The organism is Deinococcus metallilatus (assembly GCF_004758605.1).
Taxonomy (GTDB): domain Bacteria; phylum Deinococcota; class Deinococci; order Deinococcales; family Deinococcaceae; genus Deinococcus; species Deinococcus metallilatus.
This window is the reverse complement of sequence record NZ_CP038512.1, coordinates 1317086-1329103: the sequence shown is the minus strand read 5'-3', so window position 1 is coordinate 1329103 and position 12018 is coordinate 1317086. Positions and strand designations below refer to the sequence as shown.

Below are 12018 nucleotides of genomic sequence, written 5' to 3'. Positions count from 1 at the left end.
GCATTCCGCCTCTTTTTTTCCCTATGGCGCTCACGGTTAGGTCTGGGGCATGTGGCAGGGAGCCTCCTGTCCCTCACGCGCGGGAAGGGTGACGATTTCCAGCGGCTTGAGGATGGGGAGGGCGTAGCGGGTAGTGGTCATCAATTGCCCGGTGGCGTACCCACCATTCGGACCGAAGACCTCGCTGTTCATCGCCACGCACAGGTCACCGTCTCTCAGCCACAGCCGCCCGATGTGTGAGACGCTCTGCTGCTTGCCGCCGAGAAACGGTCTGGGGACGGCGGCCCTGCTGCCACCCGTCAGGTTCCACAGCCGCACCGTGTTCTCGCCCGCCCCGATCAGGTACTTGCCGTCCGCCGTCCAGAGCAAGCGCGTCACGTTGCTGTTCTTCAGTTCCAGCACCGGCTGACCGGGCCGGGCCAGGTCAACCTGACAACTGCCGTACTTGCTCATCTGCCAGCAAAAGCGCACGGCGGCCGCGTCCCCACGGGGGGACATCAGCGTTTGCTGATGCGTCCAGGGGTACTCGGCATTTTGCGCGGAGTTCTCCGGCCCGGTCACGGTGACAGGGGCGGCGTCCGGAAACGTGATTTCGACCTGGGGTGTCGGCGGCACAGGCAGGGTGGACGCGGCGGCAACCAGCAGAAGCGCAAGCATGGCCCAGCCTATGTACGCCGAATGACGGCGACATGACGAACGCCGGGAGGGGAGAACCCTTCTCGGCTCTCCCCTCCCTTGGCGGTCATGACCTGCTGCGGCTCAGTCGTGCGCAGCGACCATCTCCTTCTCTCCCTTGCCGAACTGCTGCGCTTCCGTGCTGCCCGCCAGCGCGGTGGTGCTGCTCTGGCCGCCACCCGCCGCCGTACTGACGAGGTCGAAGTAGCCCGTCCCCACCTCGCGCTGGTGCTTGACGGCGGTGAAGCCCCGGTCCTGCGCGGCGAATTCCTTTTCCTGAAGCTCCACGAAGGCGCTCATCTGGCTGCGCGCGTAGCCGTAGGCCAGCTCGAACATCGAGTAGTTGAGGCTGTGGAAGCCCGCCAGCGTGATGAACTGGAACTTGTAGCCCATCGCGCCGAGTTCGCGCTGGAACTTGGCAATCGTCTCGTCGTCCAGATTCTTCTTCCAGTTGAAGCTGGGCGAGCAGTTGTAGGCCAGCAACTTGCCGGGGAACTTGGCGTGGACGGCTTCCGCAAAGCGGCGGGCGTCTTCCAGGTTGGGCACGCTCGTCTCGCACCAGATCACGTCGGCGTAGGGGGCGTAGGCCAGGGCGCGGCTGATCGCCTGCTCGATGCCGGGGCGGACGTAGAAGAAGCCCTCGGGGGTGCGTTCGCCGGTCGTGAAGGGCTTGTCGTTGTCGTCGATGTCGCTGGTGAGCAGGTTGGCGGCGTCGGCGTCGGTGCGGGCGATCAGGACGGTGGGGACACCGGACACGTCGGCGGCGAGGCGCGCGGCGTTCAGGGTCCGGATGAACTGGGAGGTGGGCACCAGCACCTTGCCGCCCAGGTGGCCGCACTTCTTCTCGGAGGCGAGCTGGTCCTCGAAGTGGACGCCCGCCGCACCCGCCTCGATCATCGCCTTCATGAGTTCAAAGGCGTTCAGGGGACCGCCGAAGCCCGCTTCCGCGTCGGCCACGATGGGCACGAAGTAGTCGATGTCGTCCTTGCCCTCCGCGTGCTGAATCTGGTCGGCGCGGCGCAAGGTGTTGTTGATGCGCTTGACCACGTCGGGCACCGAAGAAGCCGGGTAAAGGCTCTGGTCAGGGTACATCTGCCCGGCGTTGTTGGCGTCGCCCGCGACCTGCCAGCCGCTGAGGTAGATGGCCTTGAGGCCCGCCTTCACCTGCTGCATCGCCTGGTTGCCGGTCAGCGCGCCCAGCGCGTTCACGAAGGGTTCTTCCTTCATCAGCCGCCACAGCTTCTGCGCGCCGTGTTTGGCGAGGGTGTGTTCGATGGGCAGGCTGCCGCGCAACCTCACCACCTCGTCGGCGGAGTAGTTGCGCTGGATGCCCTGCCAGCGTTCCTCGGTCTTCCAGGTCTTTTCCAGAATCTCGGCGTGGGTGCGGGGGGTGGGGGTCATGGTCGGCTCCTTCGGGGGTGTGAGAGGCTGGCCTGCCCGGGGGGCAGGTGCGGGGAGATTTCGGTTGAGGCTCGCGGCCTCGGTGTTGAGTGAGGTCATTGTGGGTGAGGCAGCCTCACTTCAGAGATGGTGTACTCGTGGGACAGCGGGGTACACCACTTTGGCGGGTACACCACTACGGCCAAAGCGAGGCGCCCACCGGGGGGCTGGGGGCGCGGGGGCGTTCAGGGCTTACGCGAAAGCCCCTGTGATGGGTGGAAATGCAAGTGGCACTGGGATGTCGTGAGGGCAAGCTGGGCTGCCACCCCTCTCTCCAGCCCTCTCCTGCGGAGCTTTACAAGTCCGCTTCGCGGCTCTACGAGTCACCCGCAAGGGGAGAGGGAGAAAAACGTTGTCCTACATGGACTCACATATCAAGTCGCGTCGGTCCCCAGTTCAGCCGGAAGCGCCGACTGGCAGACCCAGCCACGCCCCCAGTTCGCGCTCGAAGGTCGCATGGTGGTCGTGGTGGTAGAGCAGACCGTGAAAGCCCGCCGCCTGCGCCGCGTCGATGTTCTCCTGCACGTCGTCCACGAAGGCGACCTGGGAGGCGGGCACGCCCATCGCGTCTGCGAGCGCGGCGAAGGCGTCGGGATGAGGCTTTTTCTGCCCAATCTCGTTGCTGAAGACCAGCGCGTCGAAGCGGGCGAAGCGGGGGTCGCGGCGCAGGTGGTCACAGACGACCGGGTAATTGTTGCTGAGGAGGCCCACCCGCACCTCACGGGGCAGGGCGGCGAGGGTGGTGTACATGGGGAGGTTGTCGCGGATGCTGCCCAGGTACAAGGCCTCGAAGTCGGCGTAGGGCAGGGTGATGCCCGTTTCCTGCTGCATCACTTGCCAGAACTGCGGGAGGGTCCAGGCACCCACTTCCAGTTGCCGCACGTGCCGGAAGTAGCTCTCACGGACACGCTCCACGTCCACGCCGCTGCGCTCCGCGAGGTTCTGAGTGCTGCGGCCATCGAAGGTGCCGACGGTGAAGACGCCGCCCCAGTCGAAGGCGACGTGACGGGCGGGGGTGGGATCAGTCATGCGGCGCATTCTGCCCCAGCGGACCCGACCGGGCAGGGCGGCTGTGCAGACGCGGGACATTACCCCGCCTCGCTGTCCTCCAGCAGCAGGCCCCGGCGGGTCCAGGCGGCGACGTTCAGCGCGCGGAGTTCCTGCCAGGCGCGCACCCAGCCCTCGGCACCCCCGACCTTGCCGCCCCGCCCGTGACGCAGCACGGCGGCGCGGTGTGCCGCCAGCAGGTCCGCGGGAGAGGCAGCGGGGAGGAACCGTACGTCCACCTCTTCGCTGAGAGCGGGGACAGGCGGTTCGGCGGCGGTGGTGCTGAAGACGCAGGCCACACCGCTGGCCCGGTCGCGCAGCCAGGTGACGGCCTGCACGAAGGGGCGGGCGATGCGCGGCGAATGGGGCGTCTCGCTCCAGCGCAGCGCGGCGGCCACCTCCGGCCCGAAGAGATAGGCCCGCAGGTAACGCCGCTCGCTCAGCAGCGGCACGTAGTACATACCGAGCGGTTCGGCCCCCGCCGCGCGCAGTTCGCCATCCAGCGCCGTCAGGGCACGGGCCTGTTGGGGCGTGGCCCCCCAGGCGCGTTCCTCCAGGGCCTCGAAGGTCAGGGCAGTGTGCAGGACGGGGCCGGGGAGGGAACGGCCCTCCAGGCGGGCGCGGCTCACGTCCGGCAGCCGTCCCTGCGCGGCCTCTTCACCGAGGAGCGCCTGAAGTTCGTCGGCGGTCAGGGCCGCCAGGTCCAGCCGTACGGGCACGCCCGGCAGGATAGCGCGGTACCGGGACGGAAGCATTCCCACGCTCTCACCGGCCCGAACCTGCGGTCTGCCTAGACCTTTTATACTCGGCGCCATGATCGGCATGAACGAAGCTGCCCCCGCCTATGCCCAGGACGTCGCGGCCGTCGCGGCCAAACTGAGGCAGCACCCCGGCCCCATCGTGGTCCTCTCGCACGAGAACCCGGACGGGGACGCGCTGGGCAGTGTGCTGGGCCTGACGCGGGCGCTGCGGGCGCTGGGCAAGACGGTGATCGCGCCGATGGACGTCCCCCGCTACCTGCGCTTTCTGCCCGGACCGGGCGAACTCAGCCCGCCGCTCGCGGAATGGCCCGCCGGGGCCCTGGTCGCGGTGCTGGACGTGGACAACAACGACCCCGCGCGGGTGGCAGGTGCCGACCTGTCCACCTTCACGGGCGAAGTGGTGAACGTGGACCATCACGGCACCAATGCCCGCCGGGCCGCCGCGTTGGTCGTGGACCCGGGGCGGCCCGCCACCGCGATGATGGTCGCGGACGTGGTGGACGCTCTGTGCGCCCCCTGGTCGGAGGCCATCGCCACGCCGCTGATGCTGGGGCTGTCCACCGATACCGGGTCTTTCAGATTCGACAGTGTCACGCCCGAAACCTTCGAGGCCGCCGCACGGCTGCGGGCGCACGGGGCGCGGCTGGGCTGGATCAACGATCAGCTCGGCCAGAACCCCCGCACCTACTACCTGCTGCTGCGCGAGGTGCTGAGCACGATGGAATTCCTGCACGGGGGCCGCGTGGTCCTCGCCCGGGTGGACGACGCGATGGTGCAGCGCGCCGGGGCCTCCTGGGAGGACGTGGAATCCTACGTGAGCCTGCTGCGCGGGGCCGAGGGTTCGGTCCTCGCCGTGATGGTCAAGGACTTCGGGGACCGGGTGAAACTGTCGCTGCGTTCGCGCGGAGACGTCAGCGCGCAGAACATCGCGGTCGCGCTGGGGGGCGGCGGGCACGTCCCGGCGGCGGGCGCCACCCTGGCCCTCCCCTACGCCGAGGTGCGTCCGCTGCTGGACCAGGCCATCACGGCGGAACTGGCCCGGGTGGACGCGGCGCAGGCTGGAGCCTGATCCTGCGGCCTCACGGCTGGGCGGCCTTCACCTCCGGCACCGCCCGCTGCTCCCCCAGCACCGCGTCTATCCCGGCGTTGATCCAGGCGAAGGCCCGGCGGGTGTTCGGCATGGTGTACGTCTGGTCGGCCCCGTGCTGCATGAAGGCGTAGACGATGTGGCGGCCGTCTTTGGTCTGGAAGTAGCCGGTATACGTGAGGATGCGCCAGCCGTTCCCGCCCTTCCCGTAGAACGCGGCGACGTTGTGGAGGGTTTCCTCCCGCAGTGCCGAGCGGCCAAAACCCAGCGCGGCGACCTCGTGCTGCCACTTCAGGGCGTGGGGACTCAGGCCGGGCCGCAGGTATTCGTGCGCCAGGAGCGTGGCGAACTCGTAGGGGGTGCTGAGGTTGTGGACACGCAGATCGTCCTGTGGGTCAGGCTCCCTCTCGAAATACCCGTCCAGTTTGCGCTGGAGGTAGTCGGAGCGGTACTTCTGCGCGTCGGCGTCGATGGCGGCGGCCAGGTGTTCGCGCTCCTCCCCGGTCGCGGCTCCCCAGCCCTGCTTGCCGTTGAAGGTGGCGGACAGGCCCGCCTGCGCGGCCCACCACGCTTTGGTGGGGAGGATCAGGCGGGTGCGGCACAGGCCCAGGTCGTCCGCCACCGCCTGCACGGCCTTCAGCCCCACCCGGCGGTGCAGGATGTCGGTGGCCGTGTTGTCGCTGTTGCGGATCATGCGAATCGTCAGGTCCTTGACGGTCGTGCCGTCGTAGGGATAGTTGCCCAGGCTCTGGTTCTCGCGGGTCACGCCAAAGCGTTCGGTGGGCGGCAAGGTGCCCGCGTCGAACTGCCGCAGCACCGCCCACAGCACCGCCTGCTTGTAGGTGCTGGCGAGCGGGAACACCTCGTCGGGGTTCGAGGCGACCGCGCGCAGGGGCCGCAGGGTGACCGGATCGACCTCCGCGACCCACAGGCCCAGGCGGCCGCTGAGGGGCAGGGGCGGCGGCGGGGCGGGCAGCGTGGCGGGCGCATTCCCGAGGCAACCGGGGGCATTCGGTTCAGGTGCCGCTGTGGCAACGGCCGTTTCAGGCCGGACCGGAGCGGCCGCCTGCACCGACACGCGGGGAGGGGCAGCGTCGGGGCGGCGGCAGGCCCACAGCCCCCCGGCGAGGGCCAGGGCCGCGAGCAGATACCGGCCCTTGTTCCGCAGGGCAGGAGGGGGCGTTCCCATACGCTCAGGCCGTGACGGGCTCCAGCGTCACGCCGACGGTCCCTGGCCCCGCGTGGGTCGCCACCACCGCGCCGAGCTGGTGGTCACCCATGTCCTCGAAGGGCACGCCGCTCAGGCCCCCGCGCACCTCCCGCAGATAGTCCTCGCCGCCCACGGTGGACAGGAAGGCCGCCCGCGTCCCGCCGTGGGCCTCCACATACTTGCGGACGTGGTCCACGATGTCCTGCATCGCCTTCTTGTGGCCGCGCACACGCCCGCCCGATTCGACACGCCCATTTTTCACCGTCAGGATCGGCTTGATGTTCAGCAGGCCGCCCAGCAGCGCCGCCGCTCCCCCGATGCGCCCGTTGATCCGCAGAAAATCCAGGGTGTCCACCGTGAAGCGAATATCCGCCTGCTGCGCCACGCGCTCCAGTTCGGCCACGATCTCCGGCACGCTGCGGCCCTCCTGGGCACGCTGGGCCGCGCGCAGGACCTGCATCCCCAGACCCATGCTGACCGAGCGGCTGTCCACCACCGTCACCCGGTCCCCGAACTCCTGCGCCGCCAGCCGGGCACTGCCCACCGTCCCCGACAGTTGCCCGCTGATATGGATACTCAGCACCTGATCCGCCGACTCCAGGGCCTCGCGGTAGACGGAGGCGAACTCGGCGGGGCTGGGCTGGGAGGTCGAGGGCGTCTTCTTGCCTTCCTTGAGGCCCCGGAACAGGTCGGCGGGCGTGATGTCGATGCCGTCTTTGTGCATCTTGCCGTCGAACAGCACGTACAGCGGCACGCTGCGAATCCCGTATTGCGCGAGCAACCCGGGGCTGAGGTCGCTCGTGGAGTCCGTGACGATGGCGGTAGTCATGAACGCCATCTTAACGCGGGTGACCTGAGGTGGAGCGGCCAGCATGAATAAAAAACGCCGCCCGGATGGACGGCATTCTTTCCAGGCTCCAGCCCTCAGTCTTTCTTCCTGGGCACCCACTTCTTGCGGCCACCCTCGCCCGGCTCGGGGGCCGCGGGCTGGCCCGCCTCGGCCACGGGCGCCTGCTCGGTGAGAGGTGCCGCCGCGGCAGGTTCGGCGGTGGGGGCCGCTTCAGCCTTCGCCCTGGGTTGCCACCTGGGCCGCTCGCCGGAAGTGGGCGCGGGGGCGGGAGTGGTTTCCGCCGGGGTCGCCTCCCCAACGGGCACGCCGGGAGGAGGAGCAGCCTCGGCGGACGGAGTGGCTGCTTTCGGTGCCCACTTCTTCCGCCCGCTCGCCGGTGCAGTCGGCTCCGGTTCCGGCTGGACGGGCGCCTGCGCAGTCGCCTGTTCCTGAGAGGAGGTCCCGCTCTCCGCAGCCTGGGCTTTCGGTTTCCAGGCTTTGCGGGCAGGTGCAGTTTCGGCAACAATCGTCTCACCCCCCGTCTCCGTCGCGGGTGCCGCGCTCACATCGTCCGCACTGGCCTTCGGTTTCCAGGCCTTGCGTGCGGTCGCAGGCTCGACGGCTCCCGGCTCGCTGACCGCTTCCGCCACCGGCGCAGCCTGCACCTCGTCCGTGCTGCCTTTCGGCTTCCAGGCTTTGCGGGTGGGTGCGGGAGCTTCTGTGGTCGCGGCCTCACTCACAGGCGCGGCGCTCACGTCATCGGCGCTCGCCTTCGGTTTCCAGGCTTTGCGGGCCGGGGCAGCTTCGGCGGGGACAGTCGCACTGGCTGCCTCGGCTTCCGCCTCCCACGTCTTGCGCGGGGGCGTCCCGTTGAAGTCTTCCGGGTACGCCGCCTGCGGTTCGGGGTCGGTGTCGGGATTATTCACCGGGCTGCCGGGCTGCGCGTTGATCACGTCGGCATTGGTCACGCCCGTCACGGGCGAACCGGCGGCGGGTGTGGCCCCGGTGCGGTCCATCGGTACGGCGGCGTTGGGGACGACGGGCTGGTCGGATTCCTCCAGTGCGTTCGGTTCCGGCAGCGCGGTCGGCGCCACCCACTCGCCGGTCGCGCGCTGCACGCTTTCCAGCATCAGCTCGGCCACGTCCTTCACCACGATGTCGTCGCGCTTCGCCTTTTCGGGCGTGGAGTTCATCATGGACTTGCAGAAGGGGCAACCGACCGCCAGCACCTTGCCGCTGCGCTCGTACTCGGCCACCTGCTCGGCGGCCGTATCCAGCCGGGCCTGAATCTCGCGGAAGCGGTTGTCGCTCACGCGCTCGCGGCCTTCCTCCTCCTCCTTCCAGAACTGGGCGCCGCCCGCGCCGCAGCAGAAGGAGTTCTCGCGGCTGCGTTCCAGTTCCAGCACCTCGCCCGCCATCTGCGTAATCAGCGCACGCGGCGCGCCATACACGCCGTTGTGGCGGCCCAGGTAGCAGGGATCGTGGTAGGTCACGTCGTCCTGAAGTTGCGCCAGGGGAAGCTTGCCCGCCGCGACCAACGTTTCGAGGTACTCGGTGTGGTGGATCGTCCGGTAATGCCCGCCAATCTGCCGGTATTCGTTGCCGATCATGTTCATGCAGTGCGGGCAGGTGGCGACGATCAGCTTGGGCCGCACGCTGTTGAGCGTCTCGACGTTCTCCGCCGCGAGCGTCTGGTAAAGGAACTCGTTCCCGGCGCGGCGGGCGCTGTCGCCGGTGCAGGCTTCCTTCTTGCCGAGGACGGCGTAACTGACCCCGGCCTTGTCGAGCAGTTGCACAAAGGACCGCGCCACCTTCTGCGCGCCGGGGTCGTAACTGGCCGCGCAACCGACCCAGTACAGCACGTCGGGTTCGGGGTTCTCGTCAATCGTCGGAACCTTCAGCCCCTCGGCCCATTCCATACGCTTGTCACGGCTGATGCCCCAGGGGTTGCTGGCCCGCTCCATGCCGCGAAAGGCGGTCTGAAGCTGCGGCGGGAACTCGCCCGCGACCATCACCTGATGGCGGCGGATGTCAATGATGTCGAGCATCTGCTCGTCCTGCACGGGGCAGACGTGCATACACGCCCCGCAGGTGGTGCAGGCCCAGACCGATTCCTCGTTGATGGCGTATTCGAGGAGGGGCTGAGAGGTGTTTCCGCCCGTCTCGAAAGGCGCGGGCCGCAGCGTGAAGGGGCTGGGATGCGCCGCGATCACGTTCAATTCCATCCGCTTGTTGATTTCCAGCGCGGCGGGCGAGAGGGCCTTGCCGGTGGCGTTCGCCGGGCACACGTCCTGGCAGCGGTTGCACTGGATGCAGGCGTAGGCGTCGAGCAGACGGGGCCATTCCAGGTCTTCCAGCTTCTCCACACCCAGCTTGGGTTCCTCGGCCTCCATCGCCTCCTCCAGCCCCTTCATCGGGGGGAGAACGCCGGTGCCGACCGGACGCTTCAGCGCGTAGTTGATCGGCGTCATAAAGATGTGGATGTGCTTGGTGTACGGGAAATACAGGAAGAAGGCCAGAACGCTGCCCAGCGCGCCCCAGAACCCGAAGATGCGCCAGCCTTCGAGCGCCTGGTCACTCAGGCCGCCGAACAGCGTGCCGCCAATCGCACTCGACACCGGCTGGAAGGCGTCGTAATGCCCGAACTCGCGCGCCTCCTGCACCATCTTGGCGCCCTGACCGAGAATGCGGCTGCCGACGTGGAAGGTGATAAAGGCGCTGACGATCAAGCTGTCGCGCAGGATGTAGCGGTCCATAACGAGCGGGTGCAGCAGCGTCTTTTCGGTGAAGCGGAAGTCGCGCTTGCTGGGCGTGAACAGGCGGCGAATCACCAGGCCGATCACGCCGACCAGCACCAGGAAGCTGAGGAGGTCGGCCAGGATGTTGTAGAGGGCGCCGAGCGGGTTGGTGGACAGGATACGGAAGTTGAAATAGCCTTCCAGCCCGTCCACCAGATTCACCGCGATGTAGTACACGAACCCGTAGAAGATGAAGGCGTGCAGCACGCTGATGACCGGGCGGCGGCGGAAGGTGCGCTCCTGCGTCAGCGAGGTCTTGACCGCGTACCAGAGGCGCGACCCCAATTCGTTCCAGCGGACCTCGCTGGCGGGCGTCCCCCGGCGAATCCGCAGGAACAGGCGGTAAAAGCCCCAGGCGCCAAAGATTCCGACAACCAGGGCAAACACGAAGAACAGGATTTTGTGGGTCAGCGGCAGCAAGGCAAGTCTCCTCGGACAGTGGCAGAACTTTGAACCCGGAAAATTGAACTCGGTCAAAGTATAGCGGGCGCGGGCGGGACGCTCGGAAGTTGTCTCAGTCTACGCGGAGGCGGGGCCAGGGAAGGGAGCGGCGCCGCGAGGTTGCGCCGACCAGGGCGATACGCCCCCAGCCCGGTCAGGAACCCCCGAGGGGCCGGGCGGTGTAGCCCGCGTGCGGCAGCGCCAGGTCGTGGGTCAGGCCCAGCGGCGTCAGGAAGAGGTGCATCAGGTAGCAATGGGTGCCCTGGCGGTCCCGGTAACGGTCAAAGAGGTCCACCAGCTCCCGTTGCAGTTGCCGCGCGTCGGCGTAATCGAGCATCAGGGAACCGCTCGCGTGGTGGATGGCGGCTGTGCCGGGCACATCAGGCCGCCAGCGTTCACCGCCCGGGGTGGCGGGCAGCAGCCACAGTTCGCCCTCCTCGACCACCAGCAGCAGGCCGCCGACCGGGTTGGGCGGGAGCTGGGCGTGCCGCACGAAAGCCGTGTTCATGGCCGCCTGGTAGCGTCCGAAACTCTCGGAGAGCGTCTCGGCCAGCGACATCTGACCGGCTGGAATAAAAAACGAGCGCGTCACGCACACGTACTGTTTCACGGCCCGTCCGGGGCGGGCCTCCTCGGCCACCACCCGGACCAGGCCCAGCGCCTCGAACTGCTTGACCTTGCGGTACGCCGCGTTCAGGGTCAGGTGGTGCTTCTGGGCCAGGCCGGTGACGGTTTCGCCCCCCGGGCGCATGAACGGCATCAGCAGTTGCACGTTCCGCAAATTGGAAAACAGCCGCGTGATGGGAGCCGACCGGACCTCCAGGGGCCGCCCCAGCGGGTCGGCGCTGCTCATGTTGCTCATGTCAGCCGCAGTGTAAGGCCCCGGTCCCAGCTTGCCCACGGTCCTTTCATTGCAAGCTGCTCCTGATTCATCATCGGGCCGCAGCATTCGGCCACCGGGTCACGCAGGCCTGGGCCTGCCCCCCCATTCCCGCTGCATCCAAGGAGTCCTATGCCCAAACGTGAAGTCTTAGGTACGTCGCTCGTCCTGCTGGCCCTGACCCTCTCCGCCTGTGGCGGCGGTTCGGCCCCCAGCCCGAATCCCGGCCCGAACCCCAGTCCCAACCCGAATCCGAACCCCACGCCCGGCTCGGGCATCACCGCCCGCCTGGCGGCCTGCCCGGTCGTGAACAACAGTTCCGATCCCGCGGCCAGCGCATGCCTGGCCGGAACATATGCGGGCAAGACGCTGTCGGGCGCCGACTGCTCCCTGACCGTCCGGGCCGACGGCGGCTACGACTACGCCAGCCCCACGCTGTCGTACACCTTCGCCGCCAGCGCCCAGAGCATCCGCATCTTCGGCCACAACGCCATCCAGGGTGCCCAGCAGGTGATCTGGCTGATCGACGATCCCATGACCGCCAACGAACCCAAGGAACTGGACTTCGAGGCGCGCTGGGGCACCGGCATGACCCCCAAACTGGAAATCCAGGCCATGAAGCACCTCGCGGGCGGCGGATCGGTGTCTTCCACCTGCACCCTGAACCTCTAGGCAGGGCGCAAAAGGGTTGGCTGAGCGGAACGCCGAGCCTCCCCCACCGCTGGCAGCGGCGAGGCCCTTCACTTCGTCCGGGGCGACAAGCTTTCTGATCGCCGCCATAAAACCAGCACGGTACGCAGAGAGAGGCAGGCCCAAAGCCTGTCCCTCTCTGCGGCTGTCCAGTGAACCC

General features: G+C 68.1%; 10 protein-coding genes. 2 read left to right on the top strand and 8 right to left on the bottom strand.

The window, feature by feature from the left end:
• Positions 1-36: 36 nt before the first annotated feature.
• From E5F05_RS12400 to E5F05_RS12385, 4 genes are all read right to left on the bottom strand, one after another.
• Entirely contained in the window at positions 37-657 is a 621-nt protein-coding gene (locus E5F05_RS12400; protein ID WP_129118937.1) for a hypothetical protein, read from the bottom strand.
• 102 nt (positions 658-759) lie between these two features.
• Positions 760-2076, bottom strand: coding sequence for an isocitrate lyase (gene aceA, locus E5F05_RS12395; RefSeq protein WP_129118936.1), 1317 nt, complete (start codon positions 2074-2076; stop codon positions 760-762).
• 435 nt (positions 2077-2511) lie between these two features.
• A complete protein-coding gene (locus E5F05_RS12390; RefSeq protein WP_164973460.1) occupies positions 2512-3144 on the bottom strand; it encodes an HAD family hydrolase in 633 nt (210 codons plus the stop codon).
• Between the two features lie 59 nt (positions 3145-3203).
• On the bottom strand, positions 3204-3881 hold the full coding sequence (locus tag E5F05_RS12385) for a hypothetical protein (protein ID WP_241687152.1): 678 nt from the start codon (positions 3879-3881) through the stop codon (positions 3204-3206).
• Between the two features lie 94 nt (positions 3882-3975).
• On the opposite strand from E5F05_RS12385, the gene E5F05_RS12380 reads away from it, so the two are divergent.
• A complete protein-coding gene (locus tag E5F05_RS12380; protein ID WP_129118934.1) occupies positions 3976-4992 on the top strand; it encodes a DHH family phosphoesterase in 1017 nt (338 codons plus the stop codon).
• Positions 4993-5002: 10 nt separating this feature from the next.
• On the opposite strand, the gene E5F05_RS12375 is transcribed toward E5F05_RS12380, so the two are convergent.
• From E5F05_RS12375 to E5F05_RS12360, 4 genes are all read right to left on the bottom strand, one after another.
• On the bottom strand, positions 5003-6199 hold the full coding sequence (locus E5F05_RS12375) for a serine hydrolase (protein WP_129118933.1): 1197 nt from the start codon (positions 6197-6199) through the stop codon (positions 5003-5005).
• A gap of 4 nt (positions 6200-6203) precedes the next feature.
• A complete protein-coding gene (locus E5F05_RS12370) occupies positions 6204-7049 on the bottom strand; it encodes a DegV family protein (RefSeq protein ID WP_129118932.1) in 846 nt (281 codons plus the stop codon).
• Positions 7050-7144: 95 nt separating this feature from the next.
• Positions 7145-10267, bottom strand: a complete 3123-nt coding sequence (locus tag E5F05_RS12365) for a heterodisulfide reductase-related iron-sulfur binding cluster (RefSeq protein ID WP_164973459.1) — start codon at positions 10265-10267, stop codon at positions 7145-7147.
• 175 nt (positions 10268-10442) lie between these two features.
• A complete protein-coding gene (locus E5F05_RS12360; RefSeq protein ID WP_241687151.1) occupies positions 10443-11150 on the bottom strand; it encodes an ArsR family transcriptional regulator in 708 nt (235 codons plus the stop codon).
• Between the two features lie 150 nt (positions 11151-11300).
• Between E5F05_RS12360 and E5F05_RS12355 the strand changes: the two genes are divergently transcribed.
• Positions 11301-11840, top strand: a complete 540-nt coding sequence (locus E5F05_RS12355; RefSeq protein WP_129118930.1) for a hypothetical protein — start codon at positions 11301-11303, stop codon at positions 11838-11840.
• Positions 11841-12018 lie beyond the last annotated feature (178 nt).